We start from the raw sequence: 20,132 nt of genomic DNA, 5'->3' as shown, positions 1-20,132 counted from the left end.
GGGTGGCTCCTTCAATCGACAATTCTGGACACGGCGCAGTCGAGGTCTGCACGTGAGCGGGCGAGTTGCTCGCGGTGTTGGGCGACCCAGTCGCGGTCCTGCTGCAACTCGCTGTGGGCGACTGCCAACATACGACGCACCTCGCCAGGGCCAACGCCTCCGGTGGAGGTGCGGGTTTGCACAAACCGTTGCGGGTTCAGGGCATCTCGCACCTGCGCGTCGTCATACCCCAGCGCCGCACCCGTGGTTTCCAGTGCGGCATGGTCCAGCGCCGCGCCGGTCACCTTGCCGGGCGAAACACCGTCGGCCAGACAATTGCGCACCAGCCGCGCAACGATGTGATGCACCTGGCGGAACGAGATACCCCTGTCGCGCACGATGATGTCCGCCAGGTTGCTTGCCGTGCACCAACTGCCGGACAACAGTTGCGCCATGCGATCTTCATGCACCACCAGCGTTTCGATGATGCCGGTGAACAGGTCGAGCATGCCTTCGGTGGTGGAGAGTGCCTCGTGAATTAGTGGCAGGTCGCGCATGGCCTGGTCCCCGGTGCCTTCGGACCTGAAGGTTGCCAGGGCCGTGCTGAGCCAGGTCACCGAACCGCCCGCCGCTTTTTTGATGGTTTCCAGGCCGCTGGGGTTTTTCTTTTGTGGGAAAATGCTGCTGGTGCCGCAATAACCGTCATGGCTTTCGACCGTGGCGAACTCCACGCTGGACCAGATGTGCAGGTCGGTGGCCAAGTCGTTGAGGTCAGCCATGACAAACGACAGCGCGCCGATGGTTTCCGCGGCGTACCATGCCTCGCGGCCTAGCTTGGAGTTGTCCACCAGGCTGTCGAACCCCAGCAGATGCGTGGTGCGCTGGCGGTCCAGCGGCCAGGACGTACCTGCCAGCCCGACCGCACCCAGCGGGTTGCGGTTGACCCGGCCGTAGGCGTGCATCAAGCGGCTGAAACTGTCGTGCAGGCGAGAGGTAAAGCTCAGCAAGTAGTGGCCGAACACCCAAGGCTGGGCGTGCTGCATATGGGTGTAGCCTGGCATGATGGTGTCGGCGTGCTGCGTGGCTTTTTCGATCAGTGCAACCTGGAATTCATTGATGCGATCCAGCACGGCGAGAATGCGCGTGCGGTCATACAGCCGGCGCACCGTCGCGCCCTGGTCGATACGGCTGCGCCCGGTGTGCATCTGGCCGGCCGAGTCTTCACCAATCCGCGAAAACAGGTAGGACTCGACCTGAAGCAGAAAGCTGCCTTTCTTCACGTCGAAGGGGAAATCTGCCGGTTTCATCCCGCGGATGCGCCGCAGTTCGGCGAGGATGGCCTGGCCCACCGGGACGGACAGGATCTTCTGTTCCACCAGCATCACCGTGTGCGCCAGGTCCACTTCAACGAACTCATGGAACTGGCGTTTCTCGGTTTCCAGCGCCGGCACATCATGGTACTTGACCATGCGTTCGGCAGGCGGTGCGCTCAAACGCGCATCGGTTAACAACACTTCACTGGCCTGTGCATTAGACATTTTCATTCACCGCTCAATCAGTTCTACATGCTTTAAATCGGTGGTCCCGTCGTAGTCCACGTCGAGGCCGGTTAAACCTTTGCGCACGCCAATCAACTGCTCCTGATCAAACAGCGGCAGGTTATCGGCGTCTTGTTCCCAGAGGATTTGCTGGATCTGCCCGTAATAGGCCATGCGCTTTTGCGGGTCCAATTCACGCGAAGCCAACTGGAGGTAGTTGTCCACCCGGGCATTGCTGTAGCCGGTCAGGTTTTGCGGGTCACCGCTGGACAACTTTCGGCGCAGGCGTATGTCCGCATCGGAAATGCCGGTGCCCAACAGCCACAAATTGGCGTCGTTGGAGCCCTTGCCCGTGCCCTGCCCCGGCTCGGCGCGGTACAGGTTTTTCTGGTAGGTGGCCCATTCCCACACTTTGAATTCGGTCTTGAGCCCGACCGCATTCAAGTAGCCCTGCACCACTTCAGCCACCTGGCGGTCTTTGGTGTAGCGGCCGGAAGGCGTCCATAGAACAATCGTGCCGGGGTAGCCGCCTGGGTAAACCTCGTTGATCAGTTGGCGTGCGCGCTCAGGGTCGTAGGGTATTGGCGCAAATTTGCGCCGCGCCTGGGTGCCTGGCGGAAATGGGCCGGTCGGCACTTTGGCGTAGCCGAGCAACACCTTGTCGACAATGGCCTGACGGTCGATGGCCAGGCTGACGGCGCGGCGTATGCGCGGGTCGTTGAACGGCGGCTTGGTCAGGTTCAGTTCAAAGAACACCTGAAAGGTACTGGGCACACGCAACAGGCTGGATGTCTTCTGTTCAGCCAGTTCGATGGCGGCTTCCGGTGACAGGTTGCCGGCAATCTCGGCGTTGCGCGTTCTCAGTTCGATAACGCGCGAGGCGTCTTCCTTGACCGGGCGAAAGATCAGGGTCGAGGGCTTGGCCGCCTCGCCATAAAACGCCGGGTTGCGCTGGATAATCACCTGGTCATTGGGCACCCAGCTCTCGAAGACATAAGGCCCGGTGCCCACCGGGTGGTGCCCGTACGCTCGCCCGTATTTAGCCACAGCCGCCGGGCTGTTGATGGATGACGACTGTTTGGCCAACAGTTCCAGCATGGTCGGCGAGGCGTGCTGTGTGCTGATGCGAACCTCATAGGGAGAAACGACCTCCACCGAGTCAATATCGGTGTAATACGATCGGTGCGCCGAACCCAGTTTCGGGTCACGGATTCTGTCGAGGTTGAACTTCACCGCCTCGGCATTGAACGGGGTACCGTCGTGAAACTTCACACCCTGGCGCAATACAAACGTCCATTGCCTGCCGTCAGCCGTGCGCGTCCATGATTGCGCCAGAGCGGGAACAAACCCTTCGTGTTCCTGCCCTTTCCAGTCGACCAGCCGATCAAACATGTGATCCATGACGTTATAGGACGGCACACTGCGGGACATGGCCGGGTCCAACGTATCGACGTCAGAACCTTGTACGAACGTGATCCGGCCCGGTTCTTTGGCACTGGCCGCGCTGGCCGAACCGAGGGGTAATGCGGCAATGTTGAGGGCGCAAAAACCGCTTATCAGCATTGCGAGGACTCTTGAGCGTTGCATTGTCTTTCTCACCTGATGATCGGTGTATGTAACGGGCCGTTGGAGCGGCGCCGCAACCCGTCAAACCTTTCGCGATTTCGGGTCGATATAGTCCCGCAGCGCGTCCCCCAGAATGTTGAAGCTCAGGATCGTCAACACGAGGGCACAACCGGGGGCCAGCAAGATGTACGGGTGGGTGGTCAGCAATGGCCGCGATTCGGCAATCATCGAGCCCCACTCCGGCGCGGGCGGCGGTGGGCCAAGGCCGAGGAAGCTGAGCCCCGAGCCGATCAGGATGGCCTCTGCCAGCGACACGGTGGCCTGGATGATGATCAACGAACCGATGTTGGGCAGGATGTGCACCCGCAGGAGCCGCACGTTGCCGACGCCGATGGATTTTGAGGCCAGCACGAATTCCCGGTGCCTCAATGCCGCAACCGGCCCGGCGAAGAACCGCACGTAAATCGGAATACTGGAGATGGCAATGGCCAGCGTCAGGCTGAGGATGCTGTTACCGACCACGGTGATCACTAGAATCGCCACCAGGGTTCTTGGGAAGGCGATCATCGCGTCCATGACCCGCATGACCAGGCTGGCGATCGCGCCATTGTAATAACCACACGCGGCCCCGACCGAAACCCCCACCACCATCGCGATGGCAACACTGGAAATCGCCACGGTCAGGGTGATCCGGGCGCCCCACAGGACACGGCCCAGCAAGTCCCTACCCATTTGATCGGAACCCAGTAAAAAGCCGGAGCCCGGACTGATCAAGGAGCTGGACAAGTTGATTCGGGTCACCGCATCCCAACTGAAGACCAACGGCGCACACACAGCGGCCGCGACCATAAGTGCAATCACCACCAGGGCACTGAGGGCAAACCATCGTTTGTTTGAGATCAGGAAACTGACAAATCCGAAGCCGCGTCTTTTTGTATTAAACATAGCAGCCTCAGTTGTAGGTGATGCGAGGGTCGAGGACGCCATACACAAGATCCACCAGTAAGTTAATAATGACCACCAGCGAGGCAAACACTAAAACGGTGCCTTGAACCACATAAATATCCCGCGCCATGATTGCATCAATCAAATAGCGCCCCATGCCCGGCCAGGCAAATACGGTCTCAACAATAACGGCACCTCCCAATAACCGACCAAAGTCCACTCCGAATACGGTCACCAATGGAATAGCCGCATTGGAAAGTGCATGTTTGATCACCACTTTGTAACTGGGCACGCCTTTGGCATAAGCAGTGCGCACATAATCTTCCTGGAGCACATCCATCATGGTGGAGCGTGCCAATCGTGAGAACGTTGCGACATAAGGCAGGCCGAGTGTCAGGGCCGGCAACAACAGGTGCTGCCAACTGCCACGCCCTGTGGGCGGTAACCAGCCGAGATAGGCCGAGAATATGGACATCAAGATGAGGCCCAGGAAAAAGCCCGGCACCGAAATGCCCAGTACGGCGAACGTCGTCAGCGCGCTGTCCAGCATTCCACGAGGCCGCAACGCCGCCAGCACGCCTAAAGGCACTCCGACAACCACGGCCAGCAGCATGCCCGCCAGCGTCAATTCCAGCGTGGCGGGAAGTGTGCGGGCGATGCCGTCGAGTACCGGCGTGAATGTCTGGAATGACTCACCAAAATCCCCACTGGCAATCTTTTTTACATAAATGAAGTACTGGGTAACCAGTGGTTTATCCAAACCATAATTAGTGCGTATTTGTGCAACATCTTCTTCTGTCGCCTCAGGGCCGGCAGCAAGTTGCGCCGGATCACCGGGTATAAAGTGCATGACCAGAAATATCGCAATGGATACTCCCGCCAGCATGGGAAGCAGGAGTAACAACCTGCGCAAGGTATAATTAAGCACGCGCCTTCCTCTTGTTATTTTACGCCCGCATCAAAAGTATTAACATCGGGCCGTTACCGGTTAAAACTACGCAACTAAATCATCGCCCGGTTACAATCCGATAGCAAACCGGTAACTTGTTGGACGCACATAACAAAATGTTATAGCCTCGGCCAAAGCTCACTCGCTATCCCTTTCGAGAACTACGATGAAACTCAACCCTCGTCAATTGGAAGCTTTCCGCACCGTGATGCAAACAGGCAGCATGACCATCGCCGCAGAAACACTGCAAGTCAGCCAACCCGCCATCAGTCGGCTGATTCGGGACCTAGAGGTCACCCTTTCCATCCGCCTGTTTCGGCGCGAAGGCAACCGCCTGATTCCCGGAGCGGAAGCGCAGGTGCTGTATGCCGAGGTCGACAAGTTCTACCAGGGCATCGAACGCATCGAGCGTGTCGCAGAAGACCTGGTGACCCTGCGCACGGGTACCTTGCGCATTGGCGCCATGAGCACACTGGGCTTGAGCGTGGTGGCGGAAGGCGTATGCCGGTTTGCGCGCCGGCACCCGGAGGTGCGCACGTCGCTGGACGTACGCAATTCCCTGGGGATTCTTGAACTGACGTCGGCGAACCAGCTGGATATCGGTTTTGTGCAGATTCCCTCAGGCGAGTACCCCGGCATTCAGGCCGTCGCCCTGCCCCCCATCAGCGCCGTGTGCGTCATGCCGGCGGATGATGCGCTGGCGGCAAAAACCGTGGTATCTCTGAACGATTTGCACGGGCGCAGGCTGGTATCGATGAATGCAAACAACCCGTTGCAGCGTCGCATCACCGCGGCCATGGAGGCGCGTGGTGTGGCGGGTATTTCGTCGGTTGAGACCACGGCCGCCCACTCGGCCTGCGGCATGGTGTCGGGCGGCTTGGGGCTGACGGTCTGCGACCCGTTCACGGCGTCTTACACCAAGTACCCCGGCATTACTTTCAGAAAGCTCGATCAGCACATTCCTTTTGAGGTGTCGATCGTGTTTCCCAGTCATCAGCAGCGCTCACAACTGGCCTCGGATTTCATGCGGGTGATGGAGGCACTGTTCAAGTCTGAATTCATTTCAATGATCCCCCGCGACGCATATTGATTGCCGCTCAAGGGTCAGACCCTTCACCGCCGCGAGTGGGAGTGCCTTACTCGACCCGCTGATTCGCCAACCCTTCCAGCGTAAACCGCGCCTGCATCAGCACCACATCGCGCACCTGTTCCATTTCCTTCTGGTTGACCTCGGTCCATTTCAGCGCCTCAAGCAGCTTGGGCTTTTGCACGCGAAAGGCCAGGCCCTGGGTGAAGAGCGCCATGGAATGGATCACCGTTCGCTCATCCTCCACCGCGAAGCCGGACAAGCGCGATATCAACTGGCGAATCACTCGGCCGATACGTGCCTTGAAACGCTCGTCGAACGCAGTGGTTGCGATGGCGGGGCACAGGCCTGCCTGATGGCGGTCCATGAACGCGCGCATGGTGCTGGTTTGCGGGCTGTCCTGGATGGTCGAAACCACCGTGCCCAAAATGCCCAGCGAGGCCACGATCATCGCTTCATCGCTCGCATCGGCGTCAGCCAGTACGCTTTCCGCAGCCCCCACAGGCGCACCCATCTTGCTCCACAGCAGCTCGATCAAGTGCTCGACGCACGCCAGGTACACGCCTTCCTTGCCGTCAAAGTAATACTGGATCGCCGGCGCGTTCACCCCGGCAACCGTGGCGATGTCGCGCGTCGACGCACCGTCATAGCCGCGTTCGCCAAATACGGCGATGGCCGCCTCGACAATGCGTGCGCGGGTTTCTTCGCCGCGCTGATAACCGCCTTCGGCGGCCGGTTTGTGTCGTGCCATGTGCAACTCCCTTCCGATACCGGACCAAAATATACCAGTTGACAAAAATTCGCGAAAAATAGAATTTATTCCAACCGATATAAATCTGGAGTGACCTCGATGTCCGCTGCACCTCCCTCGCCTCAGGTCGTTCCTGAAGACACCGTCAACGGCCAGCGCGGCAAAGCTCGACGCGTCCTCCTGACGGTGGGCATTGTTGCGCTGTTGATCGGCCTCGGCTGGGGCACCTGGTGGTGGGTCCACGGGCGGTTCATCGAAACCACCGACGACGCCTACCTGCAGGCCGACAGCATCAGCGTCGCGCCGAAAATCAGTGGCTACGTGGCCGACGTGCTGGTTAGCGACAACCAGAACGTCAAGCGCGGCGACGTGCTGGTGCGTCTGGATGCGCGTAAATACCAGGCCGTCAGCGACGAAGCCAATGCCACCATCGCCGCACGCAACGCCGATTTCGCCAAAGCCCAGGCCGACCTGGTGCAGCAGGATTCGACCATCGCCGAGGCCCGCGCCCAACTGCAAGGCGCCGAAGCCGACGCCCGCCACGCGCAAACGGAAGTGGCGCGTTACGCTCCGCTGGCCCGCTCCGGCGCCGAGCCGGAAGAACACTTGGCCCAACTCACTAACCAACTGGCACAAGCGCGCAGCACAGTCGCGGCCAAACAAGCGGCGCTGGCGTCCAGCCAGACCCGCTACGGCACGCTCCAGGCCCAACTCAAACAGGCACAGGCCCAGCTCGGCGTGGCAAAGGCCAGCGAAGCGCAAAGCCAGCTCGACGTGGACGACGCGGTAATTCGCAGCCCGCTGGACGGTCGCGTCGCCGACCGTGGCGTACGCGTCGGCCAGTACGTGCAGCCGGGCACACGCCTGCTGACCGTGGTGCCCATCAGCGCGATCTACCTAACCGCCAACTACAAGGAAACCCAGATCGGCGAGATGCGCCCCGGCCAGACCGTGACCGTGCATGTCGACGCCCTGCCCGGCCGCGACCTGCAAGGCCATATCGACAGCCTGTCTCCCGGCACCGGCGCGCAATTCGCGTTGCTGCCACCGTCAAACGCCACCGGCAACTTCACCAAAATCGTGCAGCGTGTGCCGGTGCGCATCGCCCTGGATATACCCGATGACGTGCGCGTGGCATTGATGCCGGGCCTGTCCGCGACTGTCGAGGTCGACACCCGCACCACCGCCGCAGACGCCCATCATGGCTGAAGCGTTGATGGCCGACGTGGCCGCCGAGAAACCGCGCAACGCCTCGCTGACAGACTGGATCGCCGTGGCCGCCGGCGCGCTGGGCGCCTTGCTGGCGACGCTGGACGTGTCGATCACCAACTCGGCCTTGCCGCAGATCCAGGGCCAGATCGGCGCTACAGGCACCGAAGGCACCTGGATTGCCACCGGCTACCTGATGTCGGAAATCGTCATGATCCCCCTCGCCGCCTGGCTGACGCGGGTGTTCGGCCTTCGGCGATTCCTGATCGGCACGGCCATGATGTTCACCGTGTTTTCAATGTTCTGCGGCCTGTCTTCCAGCCTGGGCATGATGATCGCCGGGCGCATCGGCCAGGGTTTTGCCGGCGGTGCGATGATCCCGACCGCGCAAACCATTGTGCGCACCCGCCTGCCGCCGCACCAATTGGCAATCGGCACCACGATGTTCGGCATGACGGTGATTCTCGGCCCGTTACTGGGCCCGGTGATCGGCGGCTGGCTCACGGAAAACATCAACTGGCGATGGTGCTTTTTTCTCAACCTGCCCATCAGCATTGCGCTGATTACCTTGTTGATTACCGGCCTGCCCACCGAGCGCATGAACCTGCAGCGCTTTATCAGCGCCGACTGGCTGGGCATTCTCGGCCTGGCCATGGGCTTGAGTTCGCTCACGGTGGTGCTGGAAGAAGGCCAGCGTGAACACTGGTTTGATTCGTTGATGATCACCTGGCTGAGTATCGCCACCGTGGTGGGGTTCTTCCTGATTGCCGTGGGGCAATTTCGCTCGAGTACGCCCATTCTGCGCCTGCAATTGGTGCTAAACAAAAGCTTTGGCAGCGTGCTGTTGATTGGTACCGCCGTCGGCGCGGGGATCTACGGTACGGCGTACCTGGTACCGCAATTTCTTGGCATTTTGTCTGGCTACAACGCACAACAATCCGGTTCGATCATGCTGCTCTCGGGCATTCCGGCGTTTTTGCTGATGCCCGTTTTACCGAGAATGCTCGGCCGCTACGACCTGCGCTGGATGGTCGGCGCTGGCCTTCTGCTGTACTGGGCCAGTTGTTATGTCGATACCGCATTGACGGCCGATAGCGTCGGCCATGACTTCATCTGGTCACAGCTGCTGCGCGGCTTCGGGCAAATTCTGGTGATGATGCCCCTCAGCCAATTGTCGATGCGTGCCGTCGAAACCCAGCACGCCGGTGATGCGGCCGGGCTGTACAACATGTCGCGCAACCTGGGCGGCACCATCGGCCTGGCCCTGCTTGGCGTGCTGATGGACCGGCGCAGTCATTTTCATGACGACAGGCTGCGCGAAGGCATTCTGGCCAACAGCCAATTGACGCAGGACCACATCGCAAGCAGTACCGCCAGCTACCTGGCGCAGGCGGGCGACCCTTCCAGCGCGCCGATGCAGGCACTGGCGCAGATGGCCAATGACATCGCGCGGCAGGCCTCGGTCATGGCCTACAACGACTCGTTTTATGTACTGGGCCTGGCAATGCTCGCGTGCCTGCCCCTGATTTTCATCCTGAAAAAACGCAGGGTATAACCATGATTGTTCGCTCCTTTCCCCTGCTCCTGACCGTCGGCCTGCTGTCCGCCTGCACGGTTGGCCCGGACTACAAGGGCGCGCCGGATGTTGCGCCGAAAACCCTGGCAGCCGGGCAACTGCCCCACGCTGACAAGGCCGCGCAGGTCGCGCCCGCCGTCGCCCAGTGGTGGCGGACCCTCGGCGATGCGAAGCTCAACGAATTGGTCGACCACGCCCTGCAAAACAGCCCGGATATCGCCACCGCCCAGGCACGCTTAAAACAGTCCCGCGCCAGCCTCAGCGGTGCCAGCGCCAACGCAATGCCCAAAGTCACGGGTGACGCGGCGATGCTCAGGCTGCGTTCGCCCGACACCTCTGCGCTGGGCGGCGGCAACAGCGGTGGCGGGCGCGGCCCGTTGAGCCTGTACCTCGCCGGTTTCGACGCCAGCTGGGAAGCCGACCTGTTCGGTGGAACCCGCCGCGCCGTCGAGGCCGCGCAGGCAGAGGCCGACGCCTCACAGGCCCAACTGGCAGACGCCCAGGTGCAACTGGCGGCCGAAATCGTCCAGGCCTATACCGATCTGCGCGACCAGCAGGCGCGGTTGGCGCTGGTGGACGCCAGTGTCGACATCGAAAACCAGGCACTGGACCTCACTCAGCAACGGCGCAGCCGTGGCGTCGCCTCACAACTGCAGCTTGAACAGGTGCTGACCCAGGCGGAAAACACCCAGGCTCAACGCCTGCCTTTGCAAGCCGCCATCGTTGAATCCCTCGACCAGCTCGGCCTGCTGTGTGGTCGGGAGCCCGGCGAACTGGATGGTCAACTCGCCACCGCCCGTGCCCTGCCCTCAATCCCCAGCCAAGTCCCGCTGGCCGACCCCGCTGCGCTGCTCAAAGCCCGCCCCGACATCCGCATGGCCGAGCGCAAACTGGCGTCCGCCAACGCCCAAATCGGCGAAAAAACCGCCGACTGGTTCCCCAAACTCAGCCTGATGGGCGACCTCTCCTTCTCCGCCGGCGACCCTGGCCACTTGGCGCGCAAAGACAACGGCACCTGGCTGATCCTGCCGCGCCTGTCCTGGAACGCCCTGGATTTCGGGCGCGTCGCCGCCAGCGTAAAAGGCGCCGAAGCCGGCCGCGATGAAGCGCTCGCGCAATATAAAAGCACCGTGCTGACGGCCTTGCGCGATGCCGACGTGGCCTTGGCGCGCTACGGTCACCAGCGCCAGAACGTGGTGCTGCTGCGCAACGTGGAAGCCTCGGCCATCCGCGCCGCAGACCTCACCCGCCAGCGCTACCGGGCCGGCACCGCGAGTACACTGGACTGGCTGGATGCCGAACGCACCCGTTATCAGGCCCAGGAAAGCCGGATTTCCGGAGATGCAGAGCTACTGAAAGATTTTGCGTCGTTGCACAAGGCGCTGGGACTGGGGTGGACGCTGTGATACGAGATCTCGATGGCCCGAGAACGGCCCAACAAGCACTGTTTTACGACCTGGAAGATGCCGCGGCCGTGATCGGCTGGTCAGTGGTTGAACTGACGGCGATGGCAAGCGCCGGCAAGACGCCGGATGAAGTGGCGGCGTTGATGAAGGTGTGCGGGTTGTTGGTAGCGCAGCAGGAGAAGCTGGCTGACTATGCGCGTGAAGCGAAAGAGCAACGTATCGTCAGGGCCGGGCTGGAGAACTGAACGTTGCTCGCATTTTATGAGTTCAACGTTCAATCGAACTGGGCGTAAAACGCACCTGTAATCAAGTCGTCAAGAAAGGCTTTCTGTTCTTCGGTCACTTGGCTTCTTCGACTGAAACCATGCTCATCCGGCGGCGCCAGCCACCGCGCCTGCCGCGCCTTGGCTACCTCGGCAAGCGCCGCTTTTTCCTCTTCGGTCATGGCATTTACGTACTCCCCCAGAGAAGACAACCAACGCGTGGCGAAATCCAGTTCAAGGTAGTCTTCCTCGGTAAACATCAGATGCCAGATGAATTCAAAGGAGAGTTCTGCGAGGGCTTTCATTAATCGATGTCCTTATTCGATGAAGTGTTAGGGGCAGTATTGTTATGTGATCTGACCTGGTTTTTTCGGTCCTTGAAATCGAGAGAAAAGGTGAAATTCATCGTTGATCGATTTCAATTTTTTGCGTTGGATCAGGGCTGTAGCTTTGGCGTTTCAATTGCGGGTCACCTTTGGCCATACAGAAGAAAAATATCTCTGCCTCACCACAGCCGCCATGCAACGCACATTCGCTCGCCTGCATGTGATCAAGCAGAATTTCACGCCCCTGGGACTCGCAAAATACATTCGCCTCTTTCAGCGCCTGACCTTTCGCTGAAGCAGGCCCACCCAAGGGAACGCGAGTTGAAATAGTGTAAGTATCGGGCCCGACTTTTATCGGTCCGCTGTCGGCGCAAGCCGTGAGCAGGGTTGCAACTAAAATCACCAAGCCGATTTTCATATCCGTCTCCCGGAAAATGGCAACTCTACAGTCACTTGGCCAGCTTACGGAATGCATGTCAAAAGTTGCGGAACTATTCTTAAATCACAGGCAATAAAAAACCCCGTAGACGCTAATCTACGGGGTTTTCAAGAGTGGAGGCCGAGGTCGGAATCGAACCGGCGTAGGCGGATTTGCAATCCGCTGCATAACCATTTTGCTACTCGGCCTCAAACGATCAATGTCCTGACTGCTGACATTCACCGCATATGAACTTGAGTGGCTTCGTGAAGCCTGCCTCTACTCTAACTCATTGAATACATTGAAGTTTTTAATGCTTCGTTGCGTTCGATGGGCGCCATTATGTACTCATTTGCTTTTGCCTGCAACCCCTTGATTTCAAAAATATTTCGTATTGGCATCAAGGGGTTGCGTGGCTGCCCTACTCCTTGATGAGCTGGTGGCTGTATTGCGGGTCGGCCTTGATTTGAGCCTCCGTGAACGGCAGCGGGCGCAGTTTTTTCTCGGAGAAGGCCTGGGTCTCGTCCCTGGAATATTTCGATTCGGGGTCGCTGGATTCGGAGAAGGCCAGCACGCCGATCGCTTGAGGGCCTTTGTCGTCGAAGGTGACGATTTGCAGGTAGCTGCTGCCGCTGACCACTTCACGTTTGCCGTCGGCGCGGGGCACGGTTTGCATGGCGTTGTAGATGCCCAGTTCCTGCGGGCCGCCGTGGATGGGGATTTGGCCGGAAACCTGGATGTCGCCCCATTGTTTGGCGTCAAGCTTGGCGACGTCTGCGATGGAAGCCAGCATCGCCTGGCGCAATGCTTTGGCTACGGGTTCGCGGTCGATGGCCAGGCCATTTGGCGTGGTCAGGGGCTGTGCCGGGTCGAAGGCCACGCGCCAGGCGTCGGGGATTTGCTGCAGGTGCGCCACCAGATTGATGAAATGCACCAGACCCAAGCCGCTGTCGAGGTTCGCGCGCTGGTCCCAGTTTTTCAGGCTGGTGCACAGAGGCTGCAAAGTGGCGGCGTCAGCGCCAAGGTGTTTGGTACAGAACGCCAGGAGGTCGGGCATGACCTGGCCTGCGAGGTACACCTCGTTGTCCATGACCATGTTTTGCAAATCCGCCACGTTGATCGGCTGCTTTTCCAGCGCCTGCAGGCGCTGCACGGCAAAACGTGCACGCGGGCCGAGGCCGATGTGATCCTGGCTGATCACCGGAGAGAAACCGGTCAGCGGCGCCTTGGGGTTGGCCAGCCACGCCGAGTCGTTGGAGTGCTGCACATAATCGGTGCGCTCCAATTGCGGCAGCTGGTCGGCCGGGAAAATACCGGGTTGCGCGGCACGCGGGTCGATATCCCAGGCGCAGGCACTGTGGGCGCCATCGAGCATGATCATCTGCAGGCCCGCACGTGGGTCGCCGCATTGCGCGAGTTTGGCGGCGCTAACGTTGGGCACCACCGACAGGTTCATATACAGGCTCTGGCCCGTGTCATCGGCGGCCAGGGTGTTGACCCACGGGATGCCTTGCAGCGTGTGCACCGAGGCTTGCAGCTCCTTGAGGCTGGCGGCGCGGTTCATCGCGTACCACTGTTGCAACACGCGGTCATTGCCGAGGTTGGCATCCCGCAGGCTGAAGGCGTGGTGGCTGTCCCAATCCAGCTTGCCCGGCCATTGCACCACAGGGCCGAATTGCGAGCTGTAAACGGTATGGGTGACGTCTTTAAGGCTGCCGTCCGGCTGCTTGACCTGCACCTTCACCGGGGTTTGCTCCATGGCGATGGATTTGCCGTCCAGCAGGTAGTGGGTGGCGTTTTTGGGATCCAGTGTCAGACGGTACAGGGTGAAATGCTTCGAGGTGTCGACAGTGTGGGTCCAGGCCACGTGCTGGTTGAATCCGATGTTGATCACCGGCAAGCCCGGCAATGCGGCCCCCATCACGTCGAGCTGGCCGGGAATGGTCAGGTGCATTTCATAAAAACGCATGCCGCCCACCCACGGAAAATGCGGATTGGCCAGCAGCATGCCACGGCCGTTGAATGAGCGATCACGGCCGACCGCAACGGCATTGCTGCCTCGATCAAGGGTGAAACGCTGTTGATGGGCGGCAGCCAGTTCAAACGCTTTCGCATCGGGCTGCACAGCTGCAGTCGCTTGGGGTGGTGTTGCGCCGACCAACGCTTCGGCGAATTGGCCTACGCCGCCCTCAACCAGAAGCCGACGAGTCAACTTCACCAAATCCTCAGCCACCAGTGGCCGCACCCACGCCGCCTGGCAGTGCTTCGGCGCGCCCTGCTCTTTCAGATAGCGGTTATAGCCGGCCACATAGCCTTCAATGCGCTGCTGCATCTGCGGCGTCTGGGCCTTCCAGAACGCAGCGACGGCTTCCGGGGTGTTGAGCCAGGTAAAAAACACATCGCTGGCAAGGTTGTTGCGCTCTTCCAGGGTCGCCTCGTCCGGGCCGAAGTACCTGGCGCGCTCGCCATTGACCGTGACTACTTCATTGGCCAGCAGACACAGGTTGTCCTGGGCATAGGCGTAACCGATACCGAACCCCAGGCCCCTCTCGTCGTTGGCGCGGATATGCGGCACGCCGAACGTGGTGCGGCGAATGTCCGCCGATGCCTGTGCCACCTGTTCCCGCGCCGAGGCGGCAAGGCTCAAGCCCAGCAACACCCCGACCACACCTGCTCTGGACAACCCGTTGGAAATAATCACGCAAGCTCCACAGTCAAATTGAACACCCTCACAAGGGGTAGCTACCCCACCGTAAGAACGCAAACAACCGGGAATAATTTAGGCGCGCAATGCGTTTGATCAAGGCGGCAGGGCTGTGACAAAACCGATACCGACAAAATTTCTACATCCGGCACTTCATGATTTTGCTCGTTCGTTCGTCTTATTAAACAAGAGCGCCATCATTTTCCTGATCAGGCTCTGATAAGGAGTTTTTGCATGTACAACCCGAGACTGCCCATGGACGGACATTCACCGGCTGCCGACGCGAACTTTGGCAGCGGCCCACAAGCGTTCGGCAAAGCGCCCGAACAGCAAGGCAACCAGCGCATCCGCCATTTGCTCAAGTGCTTTGGCCTACGCACCAGCCTGATACGGCTGAAAGTCATCGATGCCCTGCTTACCGCAGCCGACAACAAGCGCACCCTGGGAGTACGCGGCGTGCACAGCCATTTGCTGGAGCTGGGCATTCCATTGTCGTTTCTCAGTGTGCGTGAAGTGCTCAAGCGTCTGTGCAGCGAGGGCGTGATCATTCTCAATGCCGACAAAAGCTACAGCCTCCATGAAGAGGCTGCGAAAGTACTCGACGGGTATGCCTGACGCGCGATCAGAAGTTCGGCTTGACCTTGCGGCGCATGATGCCGTTGATCACCACTACGATCACCGCCACGGCAATGGCGATGTACTGGAACGTTTTCTCGCTGATAACCCCGGTGTTCTGCAGATAGGACAGGCCGAACATTGTCGCCAGTACGGCCAGGGCAATCAGAATCGAATATTTCAAGCGTTGCTTTTGAGTCATGACGGGTTCCTGAACCTGAAGATTGTTTTCACGCTGCGTGATCAGTTGCTGTAAGTAGATGCCTGTAGCAGCCGGACATTATGTTACAGGCGATGGCCGGTTTTGGCTTGTCCAACACAGGTTCCAACCGCTGCCCCACCCGCAACCCCCTATGTTTGCTGCCCGGCGCCGGGGCCGCCGTCCACACCTGCAGATTTTTACTTACAGTTGGCCTGCTCTCCTGAAAGGAACGGCTTGCACTGATTCACACACGCATGGGTGCGTTTTAAGGCATCGCCGTCTGGCTTTGCGCGCGCTTACTCATGAACTTTTAATCAGGCAAATCATGACTATTACAGCCAATGTCCAACAGCCCTCAGCCTACTCGCCGCCCCTCATTCCAGTCACTGTTCCGTCATCTGCGCAACAAAAACCTGCAACCCCTGCGCCTTCACTGCCGGATGGCCGTCAAACACTCAAGGCAGCCCTTGGCGACCGAAGCAACCTGGAAAACCTGGCGCAGGCGCTGACCACACTCCTTGCAAACCTGCCCGAGAATGCCGAGGCACAGACTGTTGCCACCATGCTGCAGCAAAACCAGATGTCGATCGCGCGCGAATCGACCTTTATGCCCATGAGCACGTTGAAACCCGCGACGGTCAGCCTTGAAGCGTTCATCAAGCATCAGGGCATTACAATGCCCCATTTCGTTGCCGACGTGAAAGCATTGGCCAGCGGACTCCGCGAAGACACATGGGTGCATCCGCTGGGCAATTTCGCTGGGGCCCTGGCCTGGCCGATCCCCTTGGATATAAAGATCCAACACGAAGTGTTCAACGTGGTGGCGTGCAATAGCGCCAACCTGGAAGGGTTGCCGCTGAGCAATGTCCAATGGGGGGCGCTGGACTACTTGGCCGATGGGCACTCACTGTCGAAACCCGAATTTCAAGACCCCGCCAAAGCAATGGAGAAACTGCTCGATTCCCCCCGAGCGCAAGCACTGGGTGAAGCCATCCAGCTCAAGGTTGACGGTATTGCTACGGATCGCAGCGTCAACGATTACGTGCTTGCCGCCGTCCATCTGGGTCTTGACCCGGAGTCGATCGACGCAGCCAAGCGAAACCAGGTCGCAGGTTTTGATCTGGCGGCGCTCACTCATTTTGGCAAACGACCGGCTGAGGTCGTCAGTGCGCTCGCAGCGCACCTGATCACCACCGGCAAGACCTCCAAAGGCACCGCCGAACTGGGTGCACGCCTGTTGCTGGCACGTGTCGCCCCACAGTTTCTGATCACGGATATTCCTGCCGGCGTTAGCATCGGTAGCCAGGCCTGGGCTAACCTTTGCCTGGCCGTGGCAGGCATCGAAGGCGAAACACCCGGCAAGACGGCCCGGATGAGCTTCAGCGCAGTGATGCAGGCTGGCGAAGATGTGCCTGCGGTCAGCGAGGCCAACCAAAAAGCTATCTTGATCGATTGGGCGGTTGCCAATCAGGTCATCGATAAAAGCGCGGATGACATATACCCGGCTGATGAAGTCGAAAATGCACGAGATGCATTCAACAAGCAGCTGAACGATCTCAAGGCCGCGTCCTCGAAACTCGAAGCTCCCCTGCCCAATCGCAAAGCAATGGCACTGGCGCTGCTGAAGAAAAGATTCGGCGACGATATCGACTTCGAACGCAAAGTCCTGCGCATCCACTACGGCGCCGAAATCAAGGGCCCGCGCTTCAGCGATCCCTACTCTCTGCTGGATATCACCATGCAGGGGCTGACAGTGTGGGACAGCTGGCAGATACACGGGAATTACAGCATTGATATACAGCAGATAATCGCCTTCACCCGAAGCGCCGAGTTCAATGTTCCCGAAGCCTTCGACAAAGCCTTCAGTGAGGTCACTGGAAACTATAAAAGCATCAAGCAAGACTTGATGATGAATGCCATCACCCATCTGCCACTGGAGGACCGCACGGCACTGAACTACGGCGAGCTCAGGTTCTTCAAGGAGAACTCGTACAGAAGGTCACTCATACCGTTCACCGCCGACAGTTTGTTCCACTCAAGCATGACGATACTGGTGCAGACCGAGCATGAAGGTAAAACACGGTCATATGCCTTCGATACAGTGAAGGGCTCCATTAGCAAGATCCTGTCGCCCCCCTCGAACCGACAGCCGGAATATATTTCCAACGAAGTCACCAGGGTCGACGAGTTTTCCCCGCCCGCTGAAGCCTATTCCTTGAAAGACAACTCCACTCGCTATCGACGGCCCAACCTCTTTCAGACCCCACGAATTCGGGACGTCGCAGCGACCGTCGTCAAGGGCCTGGGAATCGACGATGACTCGGTCAGACGCCAGGCTGAAGGCAGGACATGGAGTGAAAAGCGCACTGACACCTTGAACTCGATTGGCAATTTTTTACTGGACCTCATCCCTCTCCGATCAGCCATCGTGAACTTGAACAACGGCAACTACAAAGACGCGGCGACCGACTTGGCTTTTGACATTTTCGGTTTTGTCACCGCTGGCCTGGGCATGGCGGGAAAACTCACCAAAGTGGCGGGCAAAACAGGCAGCACGATCAGCAAAGCGGCTCAGGGCAGCCGAATAATAGGTGCGACCGCATTCAGCGCCTTCAACCCCCTGGGCGGCTTGGGCGACATCACCGTCGGCGCCGGCAAACTTGCGCTGCAGGGACCCCATGCGGTGGCTTCCGGCGTTCAACAACTGCGTGGTATGGCAAGCGGTGTTGACCTGGCTCAGGCCAGCACTCGCTTTGAGGCGGCGGCCACTGGAGCGCTCAAAGTGGGTGACCAGACCGTGACGGGCAGTGCCGTCAAACACAACAACAAATGGTATGCGTTCGATGCCGGCAGCCAACAGCCTTATGGGCCGCCGCTGGGGAATTTCGACCCCGTGGATACGCTGATGCCGCCGCCCCATAAAATGCACACCCACACACCGCAACGTGTTCAGCCTTACCCTGTGCGCCCCCCTCACCCCCATGTCGGCGCGACTAAGCTGCCCCTGCCTGCCGGGGACTATGTGGACAATACGCTGGGCAAACTGGTACCTGGACACTTCATTCCAGGTAACGGAATGGATCAGACAAAAGCCCACTTCACCCAACAAATGGAGAATTATCACAACACGGTGAAGGCTGGCGGCGTCTTGCCGGCAACGCCGACACTCCCACCCCTGCCCAAACAAATGCCGCCGGGCGACCTGATCACCGAAGCCTTGAAGGTCTCTCAGGGCGTGGTCTTTGGAGAGAGCCACTCACAAATGGCCAGTTTCAAGCTGCTGATGGCCAACATGCAGACATTCAAGGCCCAAGGCGTGAAGAAGGTCTACTTCGAAGGGGTGATTGACCTCCCGCCCTTTGGTGCAGTGGACGACGGCATCAGCAGTTTGGGAAGCACGAAGAACGTTCGAACCAATCCGACGTTTAAAGAACTTAGAGACGAATTCAGGAAGAACGGCATCGACGTCATGCCACTGGATCATTATTACCTGACCCGGCACAAGGATGAGCGCCCCTTCCGGGCGCGTACGGTCCAGGGTATCAATTCCGAAATACGGTTGAAGGAATTCAATTACTTTGCCGCCGAGACGATCCAGGCCAATTCCGGCACGGAAAAGTGGATCGCGCTGGTGGGCAACGCCCACATGAATACGTCTGAAGATGTGACTGGCCTGGCGGAGCTGACCGGGACACTGGGCATCGGTGTGTTTGACAACGCCAACGTGCCCGCCTCCGTGGGGTTCAAGGACACGCGACACGTCCCTGACCCCAAGCTGCCACTCAAGCGCGGCGACCTGCCGGGAAACCTGCACATCTACATGAAGCCCTAGCCCTGTCGCGTTAATGCACCCAGCGCTGGTACAACCAACGTGCCAGCGCATCCAGGGCAAACCCCAACAGCCCGATCAATAGCACCATTGCCATCAGTTCCGAGTAGGCCAGCCGATCACGGGTGTCCAGGATGTAATAACCCAACCCCGCACTGACCCCGAGCATTTCGCACGGCACCAGCACGATCCACAGAATCCCGATGGCCAGGCGCACGCCCGTCAGCACGTGCCCGACCACACCGGGAATGATCACCCGGCGCAGGGTTTCCCAGCGCGTGGCGCTCAGGCTTTTACTCAACTGCAGCCAGCGCGGGTCCAGTTGCCGCACACCGGCGGCGGTGTTGAGCATGATCGGCCACACGGCCGCAAAGGCCAGCAGGAAGTAAATCGGCTGGTCGCCCACCCCCATCAACATCACCACGATGGGCATCCAGGACAGGGGCGAAATCATCCGCAAAAACTGAAAGGCCGGCGTCGTCGCGGCCTCCAGGTTACGCGAACTGCCCACCAGCAACCCGAGCGGCACGCCGACCAATAGCGCCAGGAACAAACCGACGAAAATGCGCTTGAGGCTGACAGCGATGTGCAGGTACAGCTCGCCACGCCCGAGCAACTCCCACAGGCTGCTGAAGGTGGCGCCCAGCGAAAAGCGCGCCGACAAGCCATCGGCATCGCCAAACACTTTCACACCCAGCCACCACAGCACCAGCAGGCCCGCCAGCCCACTGATGCCCAGCAGCCAGCCCGGCCATGAAGCGATTTTGCC

The 20,132-nt window shown here is 59.5% G+C and carries 17 protein-coding genes and 1 tRNA gene; 7 read left to right on the top strand and 11 right to left on the bottom strand.

Annotated features, from left to right (window positions below; all coding sequences use genetic code 11):
- Nucleotides 1-11: 11 nt before the first annotated feature.
- From argH to ATI14_RS22255, 4 genes are all read right to left on the bottom strand, one after another.
- Nucleotides 12-1,517 carry an argininosuccinate lyase gene (gene argH / locus ATI14_RS22270; protein ID WP_100217150.1) on the bottom strand — a complete coding sequence of 502 codons (1,506 nt, stop codon included), beginning with the start codon at nt 1,515-1,517 and terminating at the stop codon, nt 12-14.
- 6 nt (nt 1,518-1,523) lie between these two features.
- Nucleotides 1,524-3,080, bottom strand: a complete 1,557-nt coding sequence (locus ATI14_RS22265) for an ABC transporter substrate-binding protein (RefSeq protein WP_016970482.1) — start codon at nt 3,078-3,080, stop codon at nt 1,524-1,526.
- Between the two features lie 84 nt (nt 3,081-3,164).
- The gene (locus ATI14_RS22260) at nt 3,165-3,932 is read right to left on the bottom strand and encodes an ABC transporter permease (RefSeq protein ID WP_231124374.1); all 768 of its coding nucleotides are present in this window, start codon (nt 3,930-3,932) and stop codon (nt 3,165-3,167) included.
- 103 nt (nt 3,933-4,035) lie between these two features.
- A complete protein-coding gene (locus ATI14_RS22255; protein ID WP_080520567.1) occupies nt 4,036-4,956 on the bottom strand; it encodes an ABC transporter permease in 921 nt (306 codons plus the stop codon).
- Between the two features lie 187 nt (nt 4,957-5,143).
- Between ATI14_RS22255 and ATI14_RS22250 the strand changes: the two genes are divergently transcribed.
- On the top strand, nt 5,144-6,067 hold the full coding sequence (locus ATI14_RS22250) for a LysR substrate-binding domain-containing protein (protein ID WP_016970479.1): 924 nt from the start codon (nt 5,144-5,146) through the stop codon (nt 6,065-6,067).
- A gap of 46 nt (nt 6,068-6,113) precedes the next feature.
- On the opposite strand, the gene ATI14_RS22245 is transcribed toward ATI14_RS22250, so the two are convergent.
- Nucleotides 6,114-6,815, bottom strand: coding sequence for a CerR family C-terminal domain-containing protein (locus ATI14_RS22245; RefSeq protein ID WP_016970478.1), 702 nt, complete (start codon nt 6,813-6,815; stop codon nt 6,114-6,116).
- Between the two features lie 99 nt (nt 6,816-6,914).
- Here ATI14_RS22245 and ATI14_RS22240 point away from each other — a divergent pair, with 99 nt between their 5' ends.
- From ATI14_RS22240 to ATI14_RS22225, 4 genes are read left to right on the top strand one after another with little or no spacing between them, the layout of a single operon-like run.
- On the top strand, nt 6,915-8,024 hold the full coding sequence (locus ATI14_RS22240) for an HlyD family secretion protein (protein WP_016970477.1): 1,110 nt from the start codon (nt 6,915-6,917) through the stop codon (nt 8,022-8,024).
- Nucleotides 8,017-9,579, top strand: a complete 1,563-nt coding sequence (locus ATI14_RS22235) for a DHA2 family efflux MFS transporter permease subunit (RefSeq protein WP_016970476.1) — start codon at nt 8,017-8,019, stop codon at nt 9,577-9,579. Before ATI14_RS22240 ends, ATI14_RS22235 begins: the two co-directional genes overlap by 8 nt.
- Nucleotides 9,580-9,581: 2 nt before the next feature.
- Nucleotides 9,582-11,006 carry an efflux transporter outer membrane subunit gene (locus ATI14_RS22230; protein ID WP_016970475.1) on the top strand — a complete coding sequence of 475 codons (1,425 nt, stop codon included), beginning with the start codon at nt 9,582-9,584 and terminating at the stop codon, nt 11,004-11,006.
- Nucleotides 10,994-11,251 (top strand): hypothetical protein, encoded by a 258-nt coding sequence (locus ATI14_RS22225; RefSeq protein ID WP_016970474.1) that lies wholly within the window; start codon nt 10,994-10,996, stop codon nt 11,249-11,251. Before ATI14_RS22230 ends, ATI14_RS22225 begins: the two co-directional genes overlap by 13 nt.
- A 29-nt stretch (nt 11,252-11,280) precedes the next feature.
- Here the strand turns inward: ATI14_RS22225 and ATI14_RS22220 are convergent, their stop codons facing one another.
- The 4 genes from ATI14_RS22220 to pvdQ all read right to left on the bottom strand — a co-directional run bounded on the left by ATI14_RS22220 (nt 11,281) and on the right by pvdQ (nt 14,714).
- A complete protein-coding gene (locus ATI14_RS22220; RefSeq protein WP_016970473.1) occupies nt 11,281-11,574 on the bottom strand; it encodes a hypothetical protein in 294 nt (97 codons plus the stop codon).
- Nucleotides 11,575-11,671: 97 nt separating this feature from the next.
- Nucleotides 11,672-12,013 carry a hypothetical protein gene (locus ATI14_RS31230; RefSeq protein WP_155773663.1) on the bottom strand — a complete coding sequence of 114 codons (342 nt, stop codon included), beginning with the start codon at nt 12,011-12,013 and terminating at the stop codon, nt 11,672-11,674.
- A 135-nt stretch (nt 12,014-12,148) separates the two neighbouring features.
- Nucleotides 12,149-12,222 (bottom strand) — tRNA-Cys (locus tag ATI14_RS22210).
- 212 nt (nt 12,223-12,434) lie between these two features.
- Nucleotides 12,435-14,714, bottom strand: coding sequence for a bifunctional acylase PvdQ (pvdQ, locus tag ATI14_RS22205; RefSeq protein ID WP_016970470.1), 2,280 nt, complete (start codon nt 14,712-14,714; stop codon nt 12,435-12,437).
- A gap of 237 nt (nt 14,715-14,951) precedes the next feature.
- Between pvdQ and ATI14_RS22200 the strand changes: the two genes are divergently transcribed.
- Nucleotides 14,952-15,332, top strand: a complete 381-nt coding sequence (locus ATI14_RS22200) for a fe2+ zn2+ uptake regulation protein (protein ID WP_016970469.1) — start codon at nt 14,952-14,954, stop codon at nt 15,330-15,332.
- A 7-nt stretch (nt 15,333-15,339) separates the two neighbouring features.
- Here ATI14_RS22200 and ATI14_RS22195 read toward each other — a convergent pair whose 3' ends face one another.
- On the bottom strand, nt 15,340-15,534 hold the full coding sequence (locus ATI14_RS22195) for a hypothetical protein (protein WP_016970468.1): 195 nt from the start codon (nt 15,532-15,534) through the stop codon (nt 15,340-15,342).
- A gap of 325 nt (nt 15,535-15,859) precedes the next feature.
- Between ATI14_RS22195 and ATI14_RS22190 the strand changes: the two genes are divergently transcribed.
- Nucleotides 15,860-19,366, top strand: coding sequence for a membrane-targeted effector domain-containing toxin (locus tag ATI14_RS22190; RefSeq protein WP_016970467.1), 3,507 nt, complete (start codon nt 15,860-15,862; stop codon nt 19,364-19,366).
- A 10-nt stretch (nt 19,367-19,376) separates the two neighbouring features.
- Here ATI14_RS22190 and ATI14_RS22185 read toward each other — a convergent pair whose 3' ends face one another.
- A complete protein-coding gene (locus ATI14_RS22185; RefSeq protein WP_177007944.1) occupies nt 19,377-20,126 on the bottom strand; it encodes an ABC transporter permease in 750 nt (249 codons plus the stop codon).
- Between the last annotated feature and the right edge of the window lie 6 nt (nt 20,127-20,132).

The organism is Pseudomonas tolaasii NCPPB 2192, from assembly GCF_002813445.1.
Classification (GTDB): Bacteria; Pseudomonadota; Gammaproteobacteria; order Pseudomonadales; family Pseudomonadaceae; genus Aquipseudomonas; species Aquipseudomonas tolaasii.
Note: the sequence above shows the minus strand (reverse complement) of the source record. Positions and strands in the feature narration are given on the sequence as shown.

What these genes read in the sequence shown, in the direction of transcription:
- ATI14_RS22245 (WP_016970478.1), bottom strand. Translation starts at nt 6,815, where the DNA reads ATGGCACGACACAAACCGGCCGCCGAAGGCGGTTATCAGCGCGGCGAA.
- ATI14_RS22195 (WP_016970468.1), bottom strand. Translation starts at nt 15,534, where the DNA reads ATGACTCAAAAGCAACGCTTGAAATATTCGATTCTGATTGCCCTGGCC.
- ATI14_RS22230 (WP_016970475.1), top strand. Translation starts at nt 9,582, where the DNA reads ATGATTGTTCGCTCCTTTCCCCTGCTCCTGACCGTCGGCCTGCTGTCC.
- argH (WP_100217150.1), bottom strand. Translation starts at nt 1,517, where the DNA reads ATGTCTAATGCACAGGCCAGTGAAGTGTTGTTAACCGATGCGCGTTTG.
- ATI14_RS22190 (WP_016970467.1), top strand. Translation starts at nt 15,860, where the DNA reads ATGACTATTACAGCCAATGTCCAACAGCCCTCAGCCTACTCGCCGCCC.
- ATI14_RS22250 (WP_016970479.1), top strand. Translation starts at nt 5,144, where the DNA reads ATGAAACTCAACCCTCGTCAATTGGAAGCTTTCCGCACCGTGATGCAA.
- ATI14_RS22235 (WP_016970476.1), top strand. Translation starts at nt 8,017, where the DNA reads ATGGCTGAAGCGTTGATGGCCGACGTGGCCGCCGAGAAACCGCGCAAC.
- ATI14_RS22220 (WP_016970473.1), bottom strand. Translation starts at nt 11,574, where the DNA reads ATGAAAGCCCTCGCAGAACTCTCCTTTGAATTCATCTGGCATCTGATG.
- ATI14_RS22240 (WP_016970477.1), top strand. Translation starts at nt 6,915, where the DNA reads ATGTCCGCTGCACCTCCCTCGCCTCAGGTCGTTCCTGAAGACACCGTC.
- ATI14_RS22260 (WP_231124374.1), bottom strand. Translation starts at nt 3,932, where the DNA reads ATGGTCGCGGCCGCTGTGTGTGCGCCGTTGGTCTTCAGTTGGGATGCG.
- ATI14_RS22200 (WP_016970469.1), top strand. Translation starts at nt 14,952, where the DNA reads ATGTACAACCCGAGACTGCCCATGGACGGACATTCACCGGCTGCCGAC.
- ATI14_RS31230 (WP_155773663.1), bottom strand. Translation starts at nt 12,013, where the DNA reads ATGAAAATCGGCTTGGTGATTTTAGTTGCAACCCTGCTCACGGCTTGC.
- ATI14_RS22265 (WP_016970482.1), bottom strand. Translation starts at nt 3,080, where the DNA reads ATGCTGATAAGCGGTTTTTGCGCCCTCAACATTGCCGCATTACCCCTC.